The organism is Lentzea chajnantorensis (assembly GCF_054300775.1).
Window position 1 is genome coordinate 4,196,846 of the sequence record NZ_JBSDZT010000002.1, and the last position, 20,871, is coordinate 4,217,716.

The following is a 20,871-nucleotide window of genomic DNA, read 5'->3' on the forward strand; positions in this document are numbered from 1 at the left end:
ACACTCCTTTCAGGACAGTGCGACGGTGTCGGTGTGGACCAGGCGGGTGGCGGCGGTGCCGCCGTTGCCGTCGCGGTGGACCTCGAACTCCTCGACGGCCAGCCGCAGCGCCCCGGCCCCGGTGGGCAGCGTGACCGTGCCGGTCCAGGTGTGGACGCCGCTGTCGTTGACCGGGGTGGAGATCGTGGTGGCGAAGCCGCCGCCGGCGGGCTGCCAGCGCAGCACCGGGTCGGTCACGCCGTCGAGCTGCCGCTCCACGGTCACCCTGACCTCGTTGGGACGGCCCGAGTGGGTGAGCGAGGGACCGGGGCCGGTCACCTGCACGGTCCGGGTGGAGCCGCTGCCGGTGACCACGACCGCCCGGTCCGGTGCGAGCTGGGTGAAGTCCGCGGTCGCCACCGCGGACAGGTGGTGGCCGGGGATCGAGCTGGGCTGGTAGCGGGCCAACGCCAGGCGCACGAACGGGAAGTAGCTCTTCAGCGGGTCGTCACCGGTGCGGGTGATGCGGATGTCGCAGAACCACAGCCCGCGCGCCGAGTCGTAGGCCACGTCGTACGCGGCGAACTTCAGCTGGGTGTCCGGGAACTCCGGCACCGCCATGCCCGTGCCGTAGATCGCGGCCTGCGGGAACGAGCTCGCGGTCACGTCGTCGGGCATCACGGTCGAGTGCATCGCCGCGTCGGCGCCCCAGGCCGTGACGACGTTGCGCAGGTGCTCCGGTGCGTCGTTGACCGTGTCCGGCCACATGAGCACGGCGAGCTTCTCCCCGTCACCGCTGGAGAACCACGGCCGCTCCAGGTACACCCGCAGCCCGCCGCCGCGCCGCACGCTCTGGCCCGGCGCCGGGTTCTCCCAGCGGAAGACCGGCAGGACCTGGCGGATCCTGGGCGCGGCCGGACGGGCGGTGCTGGGGATGTTCTGCTCCAGCACCGCAGGCGCGCTGCGCGTGTCCGGGCGGACGAACGACACCTCCAGCGTGCGGCCCGTGGTGAGGTTGCCGCCGTTGGTGCGCCGGAACGTGCCGGTGGCCGCGTCGGTGACCACGTAGTCGCCGGACGCGTGCTCCGGGCTGCTCCCCGGCGGGGCCTGCCGGTACTGCCGGTGCGTGTCCCTGTCGGCCACGACCAGGTGGGCGGGGTCGATCGGCACGCCGAGGGTGTGCTGCGTGCCGCTGAAGGCGACCTCCCTGCGTTCGCGGAAGAACTCGCTGAAGCAGGTCACCGCCCGCGCCTCGTACCGCACGCGCCGGTGCTTGGTGTCGCCGAACTCGTGCCGTGCCTGGAACTCCAGGGTCTCCGTCACCGGCGCCGGCCCGTGCACCTGGCTGACCGGCACGGTGATCGGCGCGGCCCGGAACGTGCGGTCGAGCACCGGTTCCGTGACGCCGTCGTCCACCGGCATCCGCCAGCTTCCGGCGAACTCCACGCTGCTGGTGCTCTTGCGGCTGACCTGCACGGACGGGCCGAGCACCACGTGCGTCGAGCCGGCCTGCCCCTCGACCGGCCGCCGGGCGGTGACGGAGCCGATGCCCGGCACGGCGAGCGGGGTGCGCACGGCGTGCGTCAGCGTCAGCGTCCTGGCCGGGGTGAACATCCAGTGCCGTCCGCCGACGACCGACTGCCGCAGCGCGGTCACGTTGACCTGGTTGCCGGGGTGGGCGGCGTTCCACTCGGCAGCGCCCTGCTCGACCAGCGGCCACAGCGCCATCAGGTCCAGGTCGGCCGCGTCGAACTGGGCGGAGAGCTGGAGCCGGTAGCTGTCGCCCGGCATGAGCCGCACGGTCAGCACGCGGTCGGTCCCGTTCCACGACCAGCCCGCCGTGCCCTGCTGGAGGCGGATGCGGAAACCCTTGGCGTTCGGCCACGTCGCCGGGTCGGCCGCGGTGATCGTCGTGGACGTGGTGGCGCCGGGCAGTCCGCGCACGAGGATGCGCCGCGCCAGCGGTTCCGGCAGGTAGGGAACGGGCAGCTGGTCGGTGTCGTAGTACCAGTGCCGGTCAGCGGGTGCCGGCAGGGTGCGCGCCGAGGCGTGCTGCTCCAGCGCGGCGGCGTCCCGTGCGGCCAGGTCGGCGTAGGCGACGGCGTCCACCGGCCGGCCGGTGGTGGTCCGGTCGAGCATGCCGTGCTGCTCGGCGACCTGGACGGTGGTGCGCGGCGGCAGCACGTGCCGGTCGGCGGTGCCGACGTTCGTGTCGCTGCCGGTGTTGCCGCGCAGCACCATCACCTCCAGCGACTCGGCCGCACCCGGCACCGACCGCAGCAGCACCTCGGGAGCGGAGACCGGTTCGAACCGGCGGAACGTCTCCGCCGTGGTGCTCAGCGCCGAGTCGGTGAGCGCGTCGGCCTGCTCGGTGGTCAGCGAGTTGCCGGCGATGTCCACCGCCCGCGCCCGCAGCCGGTAGCGGCGGCCGAACCGCAGCCGCGGCAGCGCACGGGCACCGAACGTGGTGCGGAACGGGAAGTCCGGGTCGGGCGACCCGCTGCCGTCGGCGAGCCCGTTGTCGCCGGCCAGCGACTTGCCGGGCCGGCCGACGGCGAGGCTCCAGCCCGCCCAGTGCACCAGCGACTCCTGCAGGTACAGGTCCTCGTCGCCGCCGGCACCGGAGGTCGTGGGCGCGGTCTGCGCGGCCGTCTCCTCCAGCACCTTCACGTTCTCGTCACCGCTGCGCACGAACACGTACGCGCCGTCGCGCCACATCAGGGAGAACCACTGGCCGGCGGTCTCGTCGCGCACATCCCACCGGTAGCCGCGCACGACGTCGTCGGCGGTGAGCTCGACGTCGTCGGTGATCTTGTCACCGCCGGAGGTGAACGCCGCGTCGTTGACCTGCCGGCCGCGTTCGACCTTCTGCGCCAGCCGGACCGCCCGCGACAGCCGGCCCACCGAGAAGCCGGCCGTGCGCAACGCCGGCAGCGCGTGCTCGTCCGGTGTGGTCGCACTGCGCTTGACCACCTGCCCGCCGCGCTCGACCCGCAGCCGGGTGACCGTGTCGGCGAACTGCCGCACGGCCAGCGCCGCGGCGTCGGGGTCGACCTGCACCACGGCGAACCGGTCGGTCTCGCCGACCCGCAGCAGCCCGTCGCGCAGGTCGCTGTCGGTGTCGAGCGGACTCGCGGCGAACACGTGCCGCGCGCCCTTGCCGATCCGGCAGCGCATCAGCGGCCGCACGTGCACCTCGGACTCGCTGCCCAGCAACGGTTTCAGGTCGGTGACCACCCGGACACCGGTGACCCGCTCGTTGCCGCGCACCAGGTTCAGCACGGCCGGATCGGCCGACTCGAAGTCGAGGACCAGTCCCAGCAGCCGCTGGAGGTGGTGGTGCTCGCGGGTCATCGCGACGGCCTGGTGGAAGTCCAGCTTCGGCGCGGCCAGCGGCGGCAGGTCGCCGGTCACCGGCGCGCGCCTGCGGTGGAACCGCTCGGCCTGCAGGAACGTCAGCGCGACACCGTCGGCGGTCGAGGCGTCACCCGGCCGGAACGGCACCGCCCACCGCGCGGGGTCCTGCGGGTCGAGGCTGAACAGGGCCTCCAGCCGGTCGCGCAGCCGTTGCTTGCGGTCCAGGCCGGGTCCGGAGTGGTCGCCGTCGAACTCGAACCCGACGGCACCGAACGCGTCGCTCGCGGTGAGCTCGTCGAGCGTCGGGAACTCCTCGGGGAACCGCGCGCCGAACCGCCCGTAGCGCTGGTGCACGAAGTCGCGCACGTGCTGGGTGGGGTAGGAGCGGATGCGCCGGCGGGCGAACCGGGTCAGCGCGTGCCCTTGGACGTGCGAGGTGGGCGTGAACAACGCGGTCCAGTGCCGGCTCACCGGTGTGGACACGCGTCTGGCCGTGGCGCGCACGGGTCTGCCGCTCTGGTCGAGGACACCGGGGAACTCCAGCTGGAACGCCGCCGCGGCCACCCTGGCGGTCCAGTCGGTCCAGTCGGGGAAGGCGCTCAGCTGCGCGGAGCCGGCCGTGGGCAGCAGCCGCGGCGCGACGTGCACGGAGAACCGGACGAGGTCCAGGCCGGCGGTGACCCCGCCCGGCAGGACGGTCCAAGTGATGGTCTGCTTGCTCATGATCAGGCTCCGACGGGGGCGAACGCGGCGCAGTACCCGGCCCAGTCCTGCTGGGTGAAGGCGGCGCCGAACGGGTGGGCCGGCAGCTCGGGTGCGGCGGCGAGGGCCGCGCGCCGGGCCGACGGTGCGGGCGTCTTGGCGAACTCGCGGCGGGTGCGGACGGTGAACGTCTCGCTGAACAGCCACAGCTCGATGGACACGGTGATGCTCGCTTCGCCGACGAGCACCGAGCTGCCGTCGGCCTTCTCCTGGTAGGTGAGGCCGAGGTAGAACTCGACCGACACGGACACCAGGCCGAGGAACCGCAGGCTGCCGCGCATCCGCAGGTAGGCGGCGAGACCGGCCTGCTGGCGCACGACCTCGGTGCCGTTCTCGACGACCTCGACCTTCTCCAGCAGGTACGAGATGCCGCCGAGGGCCTCGATGCCGCCGCTGGCGACGCCCAGGTCGAGCGCCAGCGCCGCGCCGAAGACGAAGCCGACCTCCAGCCGTTCCAGACCGTCGGCCCCGAGCGCCACCCCGGCGTAGCCGCCGCCGGTGAACCCGAAGATGCGCAACGAGAACGGCCGTTCGCGGGTGTTCAGGTCGAAGTTCACCCGCACCGCGCTGCCGTCGAACGGGATGGCCACGGCGGCGTGCACCGTCAGCTCGCTGATCTGCAGCACTCCCAGCGGGATCGTCGGCACCGCGAACCGCAGCCCCGCCTCGACGCCACCGGTGCCCGCGGTGATCTCCAGCTTGCTGCCCAGGAACGAGCACAGCTCGGCCAGTTCCTCGACGTACTTGAAGGCGTTGTGGAAGCTGACCTCGCGCAGCCCGCAGTCCACGGCCGTCTTGCTGCCGCTGCCAGAGGAGTACCGCAGGAAGTCGAACTCCAGCGAGATGATCCGCCGCGGCCCGGTGGTGCCGAACAGGTGCAGGGCGAAGTCGCGCAGCTCGGCGTTGACGCGGTAACCGGACTCGACGCCCGCGTCGACCGGGTGCGTGTAGACGGCGAGGACGGTGAGCGGGTCGGTCGTCCCCAGCGGCTCGAACACCGGCAGCGCCTTGGGTCCCGCCTCGATCTTCGGCGTCCAGAGCATGGTCCACTCGTGGGCGCCGATGTCGTCGCGCAGCCGGTGGCTCATCCTGGGGGCGTTGTCCGGAATGGACGCCGGCGGTGAGGTGAGCGCGGGCAGCAGGTCCTTGACGGGAACGCCGCCGAGCACCTTGGCCTTGGTGACGTCACCGAACATCTTCGCCGGGTCGTACACCTCCTTGGCCGCGTCGACCGGCACGACGGTGACCGGACCGTTCTTGGCGGACATGGCTTTGATGTCACCGCTCGGCGTCGCCATGCCACCGGTGGCGGCGGCCGAGAACGCGAGCGGTGTCTGCGGCGCTGCCGGGTGCAGCGCGAGGTAGACCCCGCCGGGGTTGTTCGTGGAGTGGTCGATCCCGTTGACGAGGTAGGCCTCGGCGAACTCGAACGGTGTCGCCCCCACCGCCCCGCCGGTCAGCGCGGCGACCTCCGGCAAGCGCACCACGGCCCGTTCCAGCACGGGGTGGAACGGAACCTGGCCGGTCGTCTTCGCGGAGCCGAACACGATCCGGTCCACGTTGCTCGCGGTGCTGCCGGCCGGGTAGGTGCCGCGGTGCGCCAGCGCGACCTTGTGCCCGCCCGTCTCCGCGGCCCGCAGGGCGAGGACCTCGGTGGTGGTGCGGGTGTTGTAGGCGGTGTGGATCGCGTCGAGCAGGTCGTCCGCGTTCTGCGAAGTGGTCGTGGAGTCCGGCACGAACAGCACCGGCACGGTGAAGTCGACCTCCTGCCCGTCGTGGTCGACGCCGCGCAGGTGGAAGGGGAGCGGCGTCGTCGATGCCGACGCTGCCTTCGGGATGAACGAGGTGGCGATCCGACCGCCGGCGAAGTCCTGCGGTGTGGCCAGCGGCGGGGTGATGCGCGTGAGGACCTCGATCGCGGCGAACGGCACCTCGCGCCCGCGCCGTGCGAGCGTGGTGTCGGCCCAGTAGGTGCGTCTCGTCTGCTGCACGACGATGTGCTGGGTCCGGTGCAGGTAGGCGTACCACGGTCCGGGCGTGCCGTCGGGGTTGGGCCTGCGCCCGAACCGGCGTTCCGCGACGTCGACCAGCGAGGCGCGATGTCCGTACGGGAACAGGAATCCCGCGTTCTCGGTGCGCACCAGGTGGTCACGTCCGAGACTGGCCCTGTGCTGCCATCCCTTGAGCTGCAACGAGCTCGTGGACGGGTACCTCCAGGTCCCCTCGGCTTCGAAGGTCGCGCCGAGGCTGCTCAACGTGACCCCGGTGGCCTCGACGGGTTTGGGCAGGGACGGGTCGAGCCCGGTGCGCAGCGTCGGATCGGCGCTCAGGCGGACGAGCGCGAACCGCTGCCTCGGCCCGAGCACGTGCGGGACGTCGTCGGCTTCGGGCACTGACGACGGAGTGCGCACCCACGACGCCATCTGCGGGTCCGCGAGCCAGATCGCCCGCAGCGCACGGGCCTCGGCGTTCTCCTGACCGGTCTTGGCCGCGAGCCGGGTGTGCCACAGCTCGGTCCACCCGTTGCGCGTCACCGGTCCCGCGGAGTGCCGCCACCCCTGGTTCTCGTCGGGGGACAGCAGCACCCGCCACGGCAGCTCCAGCGCCGTCTCGGTGTCGATCGGCGCCACGAGCGCGGACGCGGTCTGCGTGGCGGTGGCGGTCGCGGTCAGCCGCGGCGTGAACGCGGCCCACGCCAGCAGGGCGTCCACCGTCGTGGCCATCGGCAGGGCGGAGGTGATGTCGAAGGCCAGCCGGCTCGGTCCGGCGACCCTCGTGGCGAGCGGCAGGTCGCCACTGGTCAGCGGAGCGGCGAGCTGCTTCTCCAGCACAGCCTGCGGCGGGAAGTGCACCACCATGAACGCACTGCCCGCGGCGACCTTGCGCAGCTCCGTCCCGTTCGCCGCCAGGTCGGCGTTGAACAGGTCGATCCTGAGGTTGAGGGCGTCCTCGCGGCGCCTCAGGTGCAGCGTGCGGGTGGCGGTGGCGGTGAGTGCGACGTCCGCCGTCGTCTCGCCGGGTCCTGTCCCGCCGGCCCTCGCGACCGCCAGCACCAGACCGCCCGCACCCGTCAGGTACAGGAACCGGCGGCGGCTGACGGTCTTGTCCTCGTCGTGCGCCGGCCGTTCGTCATCGCTCATCGCTCGTCCTCACCGGGTCGTGGAAGTGCGTTCCAGCCTCGGGTGAGGTCGTGCGGGGCGGCAGGTCCACTACCGGTCGAGCTGTGCTGGGCCACTGCCCGCGGCGGTCGGGCTAGGGCTGCGCCAGTTCCTCCAGCGCCTTCTCGACCTCCAGCGACGGGTCGGCGATCCGCGCCGCCCGCAGCGCGCCCGCGAGCACGGTCATGAGCATCTCCGTGACCTGGTCGACGTCGAACGCGTGCTCGCTCAGCAGGTGGTCGCGTGCGAGCTGGTCGGCCGCCGTCGTGTACATCCGCATCACGGCCCTGACCGCCGGTCGTGCGAAGTCCAGTCCCAGGTTCTCGCACAGCTTCCGGTTGCCGTCGTCGCGCACGCGGTCGAACGACTCCTCGACGCCCCACGGCTGCAGCAAGAGGTTCAGCGCCAGGTCGCGGTGGGCGGCCAGGTACGTCAGGTGCGCCTTGTGGGACTGGCGGATCCGCCTGCCCAGCGGCACGGCCGGGTCGCTGACGTGCAGGTTGAGCACCTCGGCCCCGATGGCGCACAGCACCTCGCCGTAGAGGCCCTGCTTGCTGCCGAAGTGGTGGAACACCAACCCGTGCGCGACGCCGGCCGCCCGTGCGATGTCGGCGGCTTTGACGTCGTCGTAGCCCGAGGTCATGAACAGCTCACGTGCGGCGGCCAGGACCTTCTCCCTGGTGGCGGCGGCGGAGGCGGCGCGGGTCATGGGCTCCACGCTAACAGCTCGTTGACTCGAAGTCAGTGAGACGGTATTCATTGATTACAAGTCACTGACTTTCAATCAACGTGGTGTGACATGGCGAAGACCTTGATCATCGGAGCGACCGGCACCGTGGGCGGCCTCGTCCTGGAAGAGGCCGTGCGCCGCAACGTGGACGTGCGTGCGTTGGTGCGCAACAAGGAACGGGCGAACCTGCCCGGCACCGTGGAGGTCGTGCAGGGCGACCTGGCCGACCGGGAGGCCGTCGCGGCGGCGCTGAAGGGCGTCGACTCGGCGTTCTACGTGTCGCCGCACGAGACCAACGAGGTCGAGATCGCCACGGTCTTCGGTGAGGAGGCCCAGCGCGCGGGTGCCCGCCTGGCGTTCGGCGGCTTCCACGTCGAGGACGAGGAGGCGCGTGCGGCGGCGAGCCGTGCCATCCCGGCCTACGGGCCGAAGCTGGCGCTCGCGGCGTTCCTGGCGAGCACCGACACCCGGCCCGCCCTGTTCAGCCTCACCAACTTCGACCAGAACGACGAGGTCTTCCGCGCGGACATCGAGGCGGGCGTGTTCCCGACGCCGCTGCACCCCGGCGGGGTCAACCGGATCGACCTGCGCGACGCCGCCGAGGTGATCACGAACGCGCTCACCGACCCCGGTTTCGAGGCAGGCGCCTACCAGTTGCTGGGACCGGAGTCGCTGAACGGCGAGCAGAGCGCGCGGATCTGGGCGGAGGCACTCGGCCGCGAGGTCGTCTACACCGGTGCCGACCCCGAGTGGCGCAAGGCGTTCGAGCGCAGGCTCTCCGGCCAGAAGCTCGTGGACTGGATCCGCAGCTTCGAGCTGCTCAGCGCGGCGCCGATCGGGACCGACCCCGCCGAGGTCGAGATCATGACCAAGCTGCTCGGCCGTGCCCCGCGCACGCTGCGCGACTACGTGCGCGACTCGGTGAACCGCTGATGGCCGCGTCAGTGCGGGGTTCGGGGGCGTTGTGTTCGGGGGCGTTGTGAAGATCGGTTTCACGTTGCCGCAGGCGGGCGGGGTGGCCTGGCAGGCGCCGCGGGTGGCCGAGTTCGCCCGCGCGGCCGAGGGGCTGGGAGCGGACAGCCTCTGGGTGATCGACCGGTTGCTGTCGCCGGTCAACCCCACGACCGGTCACAACGGGGCCGAGAGCTTCCCGGACGAGTTCCGTGCCGTCCTGGACCCGTTCGTGCTGCTGAGCGTTGCCGCCACGGCCACGGAACGCGTGCTCATCGGCAGCAACGTCCTCAACGCCCCGTGGTACCCGCCCGCGCTGCTCGGCCGCGTGCTGACCTCGCTCGACGTGCTCAGCGGCGGCCGGCTCGTGCCCGGCCTGGGGATCGGCTGGTCGCCGGAGGAGTTCGAGGCGGTGAACGTCCCGATGTCCGAACGCGGCACCCGCCTCGACGAGACCCTCGACGTGCTGGAGCAGCTGTGGACCGCCGACCCGGCCGAGTACCGGGGGAGGCACTGGACGCTGCCCGCGACCCGTGCCGCGCTGAAACCGGTGCGCCGCCCGCCGATCTACCTGGCGGCGTTCGCGCCCGCCTCGATGCGCCGGGTGGCCCTGCGCGGTGACGGGTGGCTGCCCGCGCTGGTGCCTCCCCGCACCACCGACGTCGAGGCGGCGGTGAACCGCCCGCTGGCGGCGATCCGCGGCATGGCGGCCGAGGCGGGCCGCGACCCGGCCGAGCTGGACGTGATCCTGCGGATCTACCCGTCGGTCCGCTCCGCCACCGCGGTGGCCGACGTGGCCGCGTTGATCAGGCGGGTGGAGGCGGAGACCGAGGTCCGGCACGTGCTGGTGGACCTGATGTACCTCGCCGACGACGTCGACCACGTGCTGGAGCTGGTCGAGTCGGTGCTGGAGAACGGCCGCTGAGCGCGGACGGACCCGCCCGACGATCGCCGGTACCCGCACCGGTCAGAAGGCGCTGCTGGACACAGTTTCCAACGCGAACGGTCAGCCGACCGGGTTCGGCTACGACCAGACTGGAAACCCGACCGGCGTGAGGCCACCCGCGCCGATGGGGCGCTACAACCTGATCAGCAAACGGACTCGATGACGAATGGAGATCATCCCGACATGAAGGTGTCCAGTCGACGGAACCGCGTGTTCGCCGTGCTCGGCTTGCTGCTGGCCGGGGCGCTGGCAGGTGTGGCGGGCTCTTTTCTGGAAGAGGCGACCGGCCAGTTCTGGCTGCGTTACCTGCCGATGGTCGTGGTCGTCGCCGTCGCCGTGATCGCGATGTTCCGCGCGGGACTGATTCCGCCGAAGAAGTGACCTGACGAGTTCGTGGAGGCGCAGTCCGGCGAGCAGCGTGTTTGGCAGGACATGGTGCACCAGGCCAAGATTCACCGTGCACGTTCACCACACCGTCGTCGACTCACCGGTCGGGCCGCTGACCCTGGTCGGCGAGGGCTCGGCCCTGATCGGCCTCTACTTCGACGGCCACCTGCGACCTCCGCGCCTCGGCGACCTCGGTGACGCCGACCCCTCGGCGTTCGACGAGCCCCGCCGGCAGCTCGACCAGTACTTCGCCGGGCAGCGGCGGAGCTTCGACCTCGAACTGGCGCCCCGGGGCTCGGCGTTCGAACGGAGCGTGTGGGCGCTGCTGACGTCGATCCCGTACGGCCAGACCCGGACCTACGGCCAGTTGGCCGCCGAGCTCGGCGATCCGGGCGCCGCTCAGGCGGTGGGCAACGCCAACGGGTGGAACCCGATCAGCATCATCGTGCCCTGTCACCGCGTGGTCGGCGCCCGCGGCAGCCTCACCGGCTACGCGGGCGGGCTGGGCCGCAAGCGCTACCTGCTCGACCTCGAAGAACCTCCACCGGAGCAGGACGGCCGCCTGTTCTGAAGGCCGGTGGTGACCGCGGCCGGCAGTGGCAAGGCTCGCCAGGGCAGCGCGCCAGGCCAGTCAGCGGGCACGGGATGCGGCAACTGGCCGGTGCGGCAGAGCGATACGGCCGACTCCGGCGTCCCGGTAACCCGGATGGGCCTTGCTTTATCGCTCAAGAAGGGCGAACTCTGTGGTCCGCGCTCGCTTTCTCCGCCAGCAGCACCACAACAGCGAGAGCTGCCGCGATGCACGCCTTCACCGCCGCCATCGGTCGACCACGACAGGAGAGCAGCACATGCGCCGGAGAAAGAGCGGTCTCGCGATCATGGCGGCGGCGGTGGCAACCGCCATGACGGCCGTGATCATCACGAACCCCGTGTCCGTCCAGGCGGTCGACGCGCCGGCGTGCGCGGTCGGGTACCAGGTCGACCAGTGGAGCAACGGCTTCGTCGCCCAGGTCAAGGTGACCAACAACAGCGCCCCGATCGACGGCTGGACGCTGACCTGGACCTTCGCCGGCGACCAGCGCGTCACCTCCGGGTGGAGCGCCGACGTCACGCAGTCCGGCAAGGTCGTGACCGCGCGGAACCAGGCGTTCAACCGCGGCATCGCGACCGGGGCGTCCGTCCAGTTCGGATTCCAGGGGACCTTCCAGGGCGTCAACGAGACACCGGTGGACTTCACCCTGAACGGCGTGCGGTGCAACGACACCAACCCGCCGACGACGACAACGACAACTACGACGACGACCACGACGACCACCTCGCAGGAACCGCCCCCTGGGTGTCCGAGCGGCGCGTTCTGCGACGGCTTCGAGAACCAGACGGGGACGACGCCGGCCGGTGACTGGTCGCTGACGTTCCCGAACTGCCAGGGAACCGGCACCGCGACCGTCGACAGCTCGACCGCGCGCAGCGGCAGCAAGTCGATCCGCGTCAACGGCCGCGCCGGCTACTGCAACCACGTGTTCCTCGCGACGCCCAGGAAGACGACCGGATCCAGCCTGTACACCCGGTTCTACGTGCGGCACACCACCGCGCTGCCGGAGGCGCACGTGACGTTCGCGGCGATGAAGGACACCGCCGACGGCGGCAAGGACCTGCGCATGGGCGGCCAGAACCGCGCCCTGCAGTGGAACCGCGAGTCCGACGACGCCACGTTGCCGGAGCAGAGCCCCAACGGGGTCGCCCAGAGCACCCCGCTGGCGGTGGACCGGTGGACCTGCGTGGAGTTCGGGATCACCGGCTCGGAACTGCGGACCTGGGTCAACGGCACCGAGGTGCCGGGTCTGCGCGTGGACGGTGTGTCCACTCCGGACGTCGACGCGCAGTGGTTGCGCCGCAGCGGGTGGAAGCCCGCACTGACCGATCTGCGGCTCGGCTGGGAGAGCTACGGCAGCGGTGACGACACGCTGTGGTTCGACGACGTCGTGATGGCGGCGTCACGGGTCGGCTGCTCCTAGGTCCTCCGCGCGGCCGGCACGATCGGGACCGGTCGTGCCGGCCGCCCGCGACCTCGGCCAGGACTCGCCATCGCCGAATCGTAAATCGACTAATCACCGCGCTGAATTTCTCCGCAATTCGACACAATCGAACGACATTCGACTTGACTGTGTGTTACGCCACTGTTAGGACTGATTCTGGGAGCGCTCCCAATCACCTGAGGCCGACTTCCTGGAGATGTCATGGCAGAGCGTCGAAACCACTCGGACACCGCGGGTTCGCAGCCCGTGCGGCGACGGACCCTGCTGGTGGCGGGCGCCGCGCTGCCGGTGCTGGCGGCGGGGGCGACGCCGGCCGCGGCAGCCACCTCGGTGGTCGTCGAACCGTCGAACGTGCAGCAGACGATCCTGGGCTTCGGCGGGATGAACCACACCGTCTGGGCCAGCGATCTCACCGCCGCCCAGCGTGAGACGGCGTTCGGCAACGGCGCGGGCCAGCTCGGGTTCACCGTGCTGCGCATCCCCGTGCACGAGGACCGCGCCAACTGGAGCCGCGAGGTCGCCACGGCTCGGCGCGCGATCGAGCTCGGCGCCAAGGTCATCGCGTCACCGTGGAACCCGCCGGCCTCGATGACCGAGACCTTCTCCGGCGGCAAACGCCTGCGTTACTCCTCCTACGGCGCCTATGCGCAGCACCTGAACGACTTCGTCGCATTCATGGCGAACAACGGGGTGAACCTCTACGGCATCTCGGTCCAGAACGAACCGGACTACGCCCAGGAATGGACGGCGTGGACCCCTGCTGAGATCGTCAGGTTCCTCCGCGAGAACGCGGGCTCGATCAACGCCAGGGTCATCGCCCCCGAGTCGTTCCAATACCGCAAGAACCTCACCGACCCCATCCTCAACGACCCCGCCGCGCTGGCGAACGTGGACATCATCGGCGCGCACCTCTACGGCACCCGCCCCGCGGACCTCCCCTACCCGCTGTTCCAGCAGAAGGGCGGCGGCAAGGAGCTGTGGATGACCGAGGTCTACCACCCGAACAGCACCGACTCCGCCGACCTGTGGCCGCAGGCGCTCGACGTGGGGGAGAACATCCACCGCGCGCTGGTGGACGGCCGCTTCCAAACCTATGTGTGGTGGTACATCCGCCGCTCGTACGGCCCGATGCGCGAGGACGGCCAGATCAGCAAGCGCGGCGCCAACATGGCGCACTTCTCGAAGTGGGTGCGCCCCGGCTACTCGCGGATCACCGCGACCGCGAATCCCCAGTCGAACGTCTACATCTCGGCGTTCAAGAGCGGGGCACGGATCGTGATCGTCGCCATCAACAAGAACACGTCACCGGTGGACCACGTGTTCACCCTGCGCGACACCGGTTCGGCGACGGTCTCGACCTGGCTGACGAGCGCGACCGCGACCCTCGCGCACTACAACGACTTCACCGTGTCCAACGGGACTTTCAACGCCCAGTTGCCGGCCCGCAGCATCAGGACGTTCGTGCTGAACTGAGGCTGTCCCAAGGCTCCGGCTGTTCAAGTTTCTTCAGATCCCGTCGTCGAACGTGAACAACGCCGCCGCGTCGTGAACAAAGACTGTTCGTGGACAAACCAAGATCGGCGAAGTAACCATGAACCCGGTCTCGGTGGAACGTCGGTCCGTTGCGGTGATCATCAACCTACCGACATCAGTCCGGCAAACGGTTGCTGCTCCGGGGAATCAGCGGTTGTGCCCACCCCTGCCTGTGAAAGGGGGCGCTGAACGTTCCCTGCGCCGAGGCGACATGCCGACGATGGGGTTAGCACGATGAACGAACCACGAACACGTTTGATCTTGGCCTTCGACGGGTCCTGCGGGCAGTGCCGGCAGATCTCCCGGTTGGTCGAGCGGGCCTGCGAGGGAAAGCTCGAAGTCCGCCCCCTGGGCAACCCGGACGTTCTGCGCTGGCGGGAACAGGCCCTGGGTGCGGAGGCACCGTGGGCACCGACGCTCCTCCGGGTCGAAGGGGACGAGGTCCGCGCATGGGTGGGCCGGGCCATGGCCGTGCCGTTGGTGCGACGGCTGGGGTTGCGTTCGACGGTCCGGGTGGTCCGGGCCTTCGGACAGCTCCGCGTTTCCGCGGCACCTCCGGCCGAAGGCGCCGGCGACGTGATGGGGCGCAAGCAGTTCCTGCAACTCGGCGTCGGTGCCGCCGTGGTGGCCGGCCTGGCCGTCACCGGGCAGGTACCCGCGTTCGCCCGCAGCGGCCGGTCCAAGTCGCGGGCGTGGGTCGAGGCGAACATGCACCGGCTGCCGCGCCAGTACGCGGACTTCTCCACCTACCCGATGACCTACCGCAGGCAGATCTACCCGCACCTGCCGCCCGAGACGAAGCGGCAGCTCTGGCTGGACCACCTCAGCCAGTACCGTGCGAACGCCGCAGGACTGACCCCGGCCGGAACCGCGGTGCTGGACCGGGCGACGGCCATCGTGCGCGACGAGTGCACCTTCACCTCCGTTCCCGAACCGGGCTCGAAGTTCGACCGAACCCTGCGGGAACTGCGGCAGAAGGCCATCCGGCAGTTCGGCCGCGACGAGGCCAACGCCATGCTCATCACGCTCGGTCCCGTGCAAGACCCGGTCTCCTCCCCGGTGGAGGAGGACGACGACCTGGACGTCACCTGCTCCTGCTCGGACCAGTGCCACGACGAGTGCCCCGGTAGTGACCACTGCGAGTACCAGCTGCACAACTGCGCATTCATCACGGACTGCTGCGCGTTCTGGCTGTACGTCTGCAACGGGCTCTGCACGCGGTGATGCGCCGGGCGTGATCTGTTGCACCACCTGGCCCGTACTCCGGCGAGCGCCACTTCGCCGGAGTACGGGTCGTGCGTGTGGCAGAGGAGGTACCAGGCGTTCGGCGGCTCAGAGGACTGCGGTGAAGGTGACCGTGCCGCTGACGCTGGTCAAGCCCTCAGGGGTGAGGCAGGCGGTGAGGTCGGTGGCGGGCAGGACCTTGGTCTGGACGACGGTCGCGCCTGCGAACAGTCCGTCGACCACGGTGCCGGTCAGGACGAGCACCGTGGTGCCGCCGGGCTTGAGGTTGACCTCGAAGCCACCTCGGACGGTGCTGCTCTGCCCGGTGTTCCAGTGGTAGGCCGAGGTGTGGGTGGTGGAGCCGGCCAGGCAGCTGAACGTGCCGCTGACCAGTGAGGTGAAGGTCGCTCCGGTGATCTCGGGATGGCTGGGGGACACGCAGCCGCCCAGCGTGCCGGTGGCGGTGAAGTCGATGTGCCTGGGCAGCAGCGTCATGCCGGGGGAGTAGGTGCCGATTTGGGTGCCCAGTGCGCAGTTGACGTCCACCGCGGACGCCGAAGCGGGTACGTGGAACAGCCCTGCGGCGCCGAGCAGCCCGCCGACCACGGCGACGATCGATGAACGCAGACGCATGAGGATTCCCGTTCTCCGAAAATGGTGATGAGCGAATCCAGTTTTGCGATTCGCTCATCCGCTCTCAATCGGCTGAACGGCTTGTGCTGGAACGCTGTCCGCGGCCGGGTCAGGCGAGCTGGGTGATGGTGATGTTCGCGGGGCCGCTGGTGCCGGTGACGCCTTCGGGGGTGAAGCACTGGGCCGGTGTGGTGTTGAGCAGCGCCGCGGTCATCACGACGGTGGCCCCGGTGAACCTGCCCGCGGTCACCGTGCCCTCGTAGACCACGACGACCTCGTTCGCGGGACGCAGCACCACGAGCCCGACTGCGGCCACGGTGGTGGTCTCGCCGGTGTTCCAGGTGATGGTCACGGTGATGGAGACGCCGCCGCCGAAGCAGGACACCAGGCCGTTGGCCACGATCGCGTACCCGCCGGAGGTGATGGTGGGGGACCCGGTGGAGACGCAGGAACCGTAGTCGGCGCTGGAGTTGATGGCGACGACCCCGGGTTGCGCGGTGACCCCCGGCTGGTACGTGTTGGCGCCGCTGCCCGTGCAGGACAGCAGCTCGGTCGCTGCCTGGGCCGTGGACGCTGTGGCGACGAGTCCGGCTGCCATCACGACCGCGACCACGGCGCCCGTCAGGGACCGCCGCACCATTGACAACAGACCTGCTGTTTCCATCGGAGTCCTCCTCACGTCCGGGACCTGGCCCGATCACACTGTAATCCCGCAATAAGGCGCCAAATGAGCGAAAAACCGCTGGCTCTCCTCGCTGCAGGCGTGAGCGGTGGTGCCCTTTTGCGTGTTGCGTGAAATACACCCGTTCGGCGGATATCCGCATACGTCGCGGGCTCGTTGAAGGAGGGCGAATTCCGCGACGTGAGGACATGACGGATGAGAAGGCTTGGAGCCGGGGTGGCCGCCGCTGTGCTGGTGGTGGCCGGCGGTGTGCCGGCGAGTGCGGTGGACGGCACGCTGCCCGGTGGGATCGGCATCGCGGTGGACATCGAGACGCCGCTGCCCGACACGGTGATCCCCAAGGGCACCACCACGGTGGTCGGCACGGCGTCGATCGGCACCAGGACCGCGACGCCGAGGACGTCACTGGTCTACGTGCTGGACAGCTCCGGCAGCCTCAGCCAGGCCGGGTGGGACGCGGAGAAGCAGGCCGTCGCGCAGTTCCACCGGGAGGTGGCGCAGCAGCCGTACCTGGGCGTCGGCACCGTCGGCCTCGCCGCGTTCTCCACCACCGGCCGGGTCTTCTGGACCGGGCAGGCCGCCGGTCCGCAGTTCCAGAACGCGCTGGCGGCCCTGCAGTGGCAGGACGGCAGCACCAACTTCACCGCCGGTCTGAGGGCGGGCACCGAGGCCGCGAACGCGACGACGGAGCCCCGATCTCTCATGATCTTCCTGTCCGACGGCCGCGACAACCACGCCCTGGAGAACTTCGAGGGCGCGCTGTCCCAGGTGCCGGAGCGGGTGGACATCCACACCGTGGCGTTCGGTCCGGACGCCGAGTGCGGCAACGGCCCGCGCAGCCTCAAACGGATGGCGGACGCCACCGGTGGCACGTGCGTCAAAGCTTCCGAGGTGGGGGACCTGCCGGCCGTGCTGGGGACGTTGTTCCCGTCCGAGCTGCAGCGCCTGACGCTGACCGTGGACGGCGGGCCGGAGCTGCCGATCACCGACATCACCCCGGCGCTGCCCCAGCCCGGTCCGCGCCAGGTCCGCTACACCGTCGAGACCCCGCCGCTGGACGTGGGCAACCACCCGTTGTGCGTCACCGCCTACGGCACCGACCACGCGGGACGGGGGAAGGTCACCGACTGCACCAACGTGATCATCCGCGAACCCGCGCCCGGCACCACCACGGCGGTCCCGACCACCAGCGCCACCCCGACCAGTCCCGGCAGCCCGCCGCCGACGGCGGCACTGCCCGGCAACCGGCAGGTCAGCGTCATCCCGCGCGGGGGCGTGGACACGGGCGACGGCACGGCGGCACCGTGACCGCCCGCAAGCGCGCGCTCATCGCCGCCACCGCGGCCGCACTCCTGATCGCCGGCCTGCTCGCCGCCGGTCTGCTCCTGCCCTCCGGCGACGACGGTCCGGCCGCGCAACCAGCCGCGCAACCGGCTGCGGCGCAACCACCGACGACGTCCGCCGCGGCACCGGTCGAGGTGCGCATCCCCGCCCTCGGCGCCCGCTCCACCCTGATCCCGCTGGGGCTCAACCCCGACGGCACCGCCGAGGTCCCACCGCTGGACCAACCCCTCCAGGCAGGTTGGTACAAACACGGCCCCGCACCCGGCGACACCGGCCCCGCCGTTCTGCTCGGCCACGTCGACGGTCACGGTCAGCCCGGCATCTTCCACGACCTCGCCAAGCTGAAGTCCGGTGATCGCGTCGAGGTCGTCCGCCACGACACCAGCACCGCGACCTTCGCCATCAGCCGGGTCGACCGCGTCCCCAAGGACCGCTTCCCCACCGACACCGTCTACGGCGAGACCACCACCCCGCAGCTGCGCCTGATCACCTGCGGTGGCGCCTTCGACTCGGCCACCGGCGACTACGGGGACAACGTCATCGCCTACGCCGACCTCGTGTGACCGCCGCCCGGTTCATCCGGCGGCGAGCTCGGTCAGCGGGTCGGTGTGCACCGGCGTCCACCCCAGCTCGCGCCGCGCCTTGGCCGGGGTGAGCTCCTGGTCGAGCGCGAACGCGTCGGCGATCGGGCCCATCTGCTCGCGGGCCCGCTCGATGCCGAGGGAGGCGGTCTTCCCCTCGAGTCCGGCGCCGCGGGCGCAGGCCTCGGCGACCTCCTTGGCGGTCGGGTTGGTTCCGCTCACGCCGAGGTACGCCGAGCCCGCCGGAGCCGACAGCGCCGCCACGTAGAGCCGGGCGAGGTCCTCGACGTGGATGAGGGCCCAGTGGTTGCCGCCGTCGCCGATGTACGGGATCGCGCCGTTCTCCTTGCCCGGCTGGACGAAGAAGATGTCGATCAGGCGGTTGTCGCCGCCGTGGAGCAGGCCGGGGCGCACGACGACCGGCCGTCCGCCGTCAGCGGCCCTGGCCAGCACCGCGTCTTCGACGGCCTTGCGCCAGGCCACGATCGACGGGGGGTTCCACGGCGCGCTCTCGTCCTGCATGCCGTGGGTGTCGCCGTGGACCCAGCTGCCGCCGGTGTGCACGTAGGTGCCGCCGCCGACGCCGTCCTGCATCGCGGTGGCGGCCGCCAGGTCCTCCTCTCCGCTGGTGGCCTGGGCGAGGTGGACCACGGCTTCCGCCCGCGCCGCGGCGCGGGTGAGCACGCCGAGGTCGGTCAGGGCTCCTCGGACCGCGCTCGCACCGGCCGCGGCCACGGTCGCCTCGGCGCGGTCGCTGCGGGCGAGCGCCTCGACGACGTGCCCGGCGCGCACCAGCTCGCCGATCGTCGCGCGGCCGATGTAACCCGACCCACCGGTGACGAAGACCCTCATGACTGTTCCTTCCTCCGCGTTCTGCTGCTCCTCCACGGTGGCCCCGGCACCCGGCATGCGTCCAAGACCTGTTCCGCGCGCTGTGATGCCGCGTCGGCATCACCGGCCTGCGATGATGGGGCGATCGGACCGGAGGTGGTGAGCGACGTGGACTTCGACCTGCGCAGGTTGCGGTATTTCGTCGCCGTGGCAGAAGAGCTGCACTTCGGGCGGGCCGCCGCGCGGCTGCACATCGCCCAGCCCGCGCTGTCGCGTCAGATCCGCGCCCTCGAGGACGAGCTGAGGACGGCGCTGTTCGTCCGCGACCGCCGGACCACGGTCCTCACCGCGGCGGGCGAACAGCTCCTCGCCGACGCCCGCGACCTGCTGGCAGCGGCCGAAGCCGCGCACCGCCGCGTCACGGCAGCGGCCGGGGCGAAGCCGGTGCTCACCGTCGGTTTCATGCCGGGCATCGTGGTCACCCCGGCGGTGCGGGCGCTGGCCCGCCACCGGCCGGAGGTCAGCGTCCGGCTGCTGCGCACGAGCTGGCACGACCAGGTGGAGGTCGTCCACGACGGCCGCGTGGACGTCAGCATCGTCCGGCTGCCGGTCGACCAGCGCGGGCTCACCGTGCGGCCGCTGTTCACCGAACCCCGCGTCGTGGTGGTGCCCGCCGGTCACCGGCTGGCCGGGAAGGAGTCCGTGTCGGTCACCGAACTCGCCGACGAGCACCTGCTGCAGGACCCCGCCGCCGTCCCGGAGTGGCGGGACATCGCCCTCGAACTGCGCCGGCGGGACCGCCCGGAGGTGCCGCGCGTGGACAGCGTCGAGGAGAAGCTGGAACTGGTCGCCGCCGGAGCGGGGATCTGCGTCATCCCCCGGTCGACGGCGTTGTTCTACACCCGCCAGGACGTCGTCGGCATCCCGGTCGAGGACATCGCGCCGAACCAGGTGTGCCTGGCCTGGCTCGCGACCCGCCGGTCACCCCTCATCGACACCTTCGCCGACGCCGCGGTGAGCCTGGCGCCCTGATCCCGGCGAGCGCGACGGCCGAGACGCCGTGCGGCGCGGGGAAGCCGGTCGGGACATCGGTGCTCTGCCCGCTGATGGCCTCCTGGGTGCCGGAGCCGCACCCTTGCGCGAGCGTCCTGCCGGCACAGGTGACATGTGGTGCGCGATGATCCCGATGATGAACATTACGACGCCGAGGACCCAGTACACCGTGCCCGAGAGCAGTCCGACGACGAGGAATGCGAGGCCCGACGCCAGGAACACGGCCAGGTGCTTGATCGGTGCTCCGGGCGTCAGGCTGCGCGCGATGATCCGTTCCGAGTTCCACGGGTTGCCGTGATCGAGCGGTGCCCTGCAGTCGGGTGACGACGTCTTCGTGTCCATTGCGGTGAGCTCTTCCTCCGATGGTGTGGTCGAGATGTGCGTGCTCATCTGCTTCCACCATGCGTGCAAGGACGGGGAAAGGCAGGAGCGCCCGTCGGTCGAGTGGGGCGAGATCAGTTTGCCGACGCCCGGCAACGCCCATATGGTCGCGCCGGAGGCCGGCGAACATCGGGGGTCCCGATGTGCGCGAGCTCGCCGATCGGCTTCAGCTGCGCCACAACGGCGTTGTCGAGCCGGTCGGCACGGCGCGAGGTCAGGACCTCGTCGCGCGGGCCGCGTGACGGGCGGGGCCGGGTTCGAGACGGGTCGGGGGTTCCGATGACGCGGCAAGCGATCAGCATC

Annotated in this window: 17 protein-coding genes; 10 read left to right on the plus strand and 7 right to left on the minus strand. The window is 71.0% G+C overall.

Annotated elements, in window-relative coordinates:
* Nucleotides 1-9: 9 nt before the first annotated feature.
* From ACVDFE_RS21225 to ACVDFE_RS21235, 3 genes are all read right to left on the minus strand, one after another.
* On the minus strand, nt 10-4,059 hold the full coding sequence (locus tag ACVDFE_RS21225; RefSeq protein WP_458431567.1) for a hypothetical protein: 4,050 nt from the start codon (nt 4,057-4,059) through the stop codon (nt 10-12).
* Nucleotides 4,060-4,061: 2 nt separating this feature from the next.
* A complete protein-coding gene (locus ACVDFE_RS21230; protein ID WP_458431568.1) occupies nt 4,062-7,238 on the minus strand; it encodes a hypothetical protein in 3,177 nt (1,058 codons plus the stop codon).
* A 112-nt stretch (nt 7,239-7,350) separates the two neighbouring features.
* The gene (locus ACVDFE_RS21235) at nt 7,351-7,965 is read right to left on the minus strand and encodes a TetR/AcrR family transcriptional regulator (RefSeq protein WP_360393390.1); all 615 of its coding nucleotides are present in this window, start codon (nt 7,963-7,965) and stop codon (nt 7,351-7,353) included.
* A 90-nt stretch (nt 7,966-8,055) separates the two neighbouring features.
* Here ACVDFE_RS21235 and ACVDFE_RS21240 point away from each other — a divergent pair, with 90 nt between their 5' ends.
* The 7 genes from ACVDFE_RS21240 (at nt 8,056) to ACVDFE_RS21270 (ending at nt 15,063) form a co-directional block, all read left to right on the plus strand.
* On the plus strand, nt 8,056-8,919 hold the full coding sequence (locus tag ACVDFE_RS21240; RefSeq protein ID WP_458431569.1) for an NmrA family NAD(P)-binding protein: 864 nt from the start codon (nt 8,056-8,058) through the stop codon (nt 8,917-8,919).
* A gap of 46 nt (nt 8,920-8,965) precedes the next feature.
* Nucleotides 8,966-9,862, plus strand: coding sequence for a TIGR03619 family F420-dependent LLM class oxidoreductase (locus ACVDFE_RS21245; RefSeq protein WP_458431570.1), 897 nt, complete (start codon nt 8,966-8,968; stop codon nt 9,860-9,862).
* Between the two features lie 231 nt (nt 9,863-10,093).
* The gene (locus tag ACVDFE_RS21250; protein WP_458431571.1) at nt 10,094-10,264 is read left to right on the plus strand and encodes a hypothetical protein; all 171 of its coding nucleotides are present in this window, start codon (nt 10,094-10,096) and stop codon (nt 10,262-10,264) included.
* A gap of 76 nt (nt 10,265-10,340) precedes the next feature.
* Nucleotides 10,341-10,841: a methylated-DNA--[protein]-cysteine S-methyltransferase gene (locus ACVDFE_RS21255; protein ID WP_458431572.1), complete on the plus strand. Its 501-nt coding sequence runs from the start codon at nt 10,341-10,343 to the stop codon at nt 10,839-10,841.
* Between the two features lie 277 nt (nt 10,842-11,118).
* Nucleotides 11,119-12,285, plus strand: a complete 1,167-nt coding sequence (locus tag ACVDFE_RS21260; RefSeq protein ID WP_458431573.1) for a cellulose-binding domain-containing protein — start codon at nt 11,119-11,121, stop codon at nt 12,283-12,285.
* Nucleotides 12,286-12,507: 222 nt separating this feature from the next.
* Complete coding sequence (locus ACVDFE_RS21265; RefSeq protein ID WP_458431574.1) at nt 12,508-13,779, plus strand: glucuronoxylanase; 1,272 nt, start codon at nt 12,508-12,510, stop codon at nt 13,777-13,779.
* 321 nt (nt 13,780-14,100) lie between these two features.
* Nucleotides 14,101-15,063, plus strand: coding sequence for a bacteriocin fulvocin C-related protein (locus ACVDFE_RS21270; protein WP_458431575.1), 963 nt, complete (start codon nt 14,101-14,103; stop codon nt 15,061-15,063).
* 108 nt (nt 15,064-15,171) lie between these two features.
* Here ACVDFE_RS21270 and ACVDFE_RS21275 read toward each other — a convergent pair whose 3' ends face one another.
* Together ACVDFE_RS21275 and ACVDFE_RS21280 are read right to left on the minus strand one after the other, a co-directional pair.
* Complete coding sequence (locus tag ACVDFE_RS21275) at nt 15,172-15,696, minus strand: hypothetical protein (protein ID WP_458431576.1); 525 nt, start codon at nt 15,694-15,696, stop codon at nt 15,172-15,174.
* A gap of 109 nt (nt 15,697-15,805) precedes the next feature.
* Nucleotides 15,806-16,360, minus strand: a complete 555-nt coding sequence (locus tag ACVDFE_RS21280; protein ID WP_458431577.1) for a hypothetical protein — start codon at nt 16,358-16,360, stop codon at nt 15,806-15,808.
* Nucleotides 16,361-16,573: 213 nt separating this feature from the next.
* Here ACVDFE_RS21280 and ACVDFE_RS21285 point away from each other — a divergent pair, with 213 nt between their 5' ends.
* Both ACVDFE_RS21285 and ACVDFE_RS21290 read left to right on the plus strand, forming a co-directional pair.
* A complete protein-coding gene (locus ACVDFE_RS21285; RefSeq protein ID WP_458431578.1) occupies nt 16,574-17,686 on the plus strand; it encodes a vWA domain-containing protein in 1,113 nt (370 codons plus the stop codon).
* On the plus strand, nt 17,683-18,285 hold the full coding sequence (locus ACVDFE_RS21290) for a class F sortase (RefSeq protein ID WP_458431579.1): 603 nt from the start codon (nt 17,683-17,685) through the stop codon (nt 18,283-18,285). The genes ACVDFE_RS21285 and ACVDFE_RS21290 overlap by 4 nt, the downstream gene beginning before the upstream one ends.
* A 12-nt stretch (nt 18,286-18,297) precedes the next feature.
* Here the strand turns inward: ACVDFE_RS21290 and ACVDFE_RS21295 are convergent, their stop codons facing one another.
* The gene (locus tag ACVDFE_RS21295; RefSeq protein ID WP_458431580.1) at nt 18,298-19,155 is read right to left on the minus strand and encodes an NAD-dependent epimerase/dehydratase family protein; all 858 of its coding nucleotides are present in this window, start codon (nt 19,153-19,155) and stop codon (nt 18,298-18,300) included.
* Nucleotides 19,156-19,293: 138 nt separating this feature from the next.
* On the opposite strand from ACVDFE_RS21295, the gene ACVDFE_RS21300 reads away from it, so the two are divergent.
* The gene (locus ACVDFE_RS21300; RefSeq protein WP_458431581.1) at nt 19,294-20,166 is read left to right on the plus strand and encodes a LysR family transcriptional regulator; all 873 of its coding nucleotides are present in this window, start codon (nt 19,294-19,296) and stop codon (nt 20,164-20,166) included.
* Here the strand turns inward: ACVDFE_RS21300 and ACVDFE_RS21305 are convergent.
* The gene (locus ACVDFE_RS21305; RefSeq protein WP_458431582.1) at nt 20,116-20,577 is read right to left on the minus strand and encodes a hypothetical protein; all 462 of its coding nucleotides are present in this window, start codon (nt 20,575-20,577) and stop codon (nt 20,116-20,118) included. The genes ACVDFE_RS21300 and ACVDFE_RS21305 overlap by 51 nt on opposite strands.
* Nucleotides 20,578-20,871 lie beyond the last annotated feature (294 nt).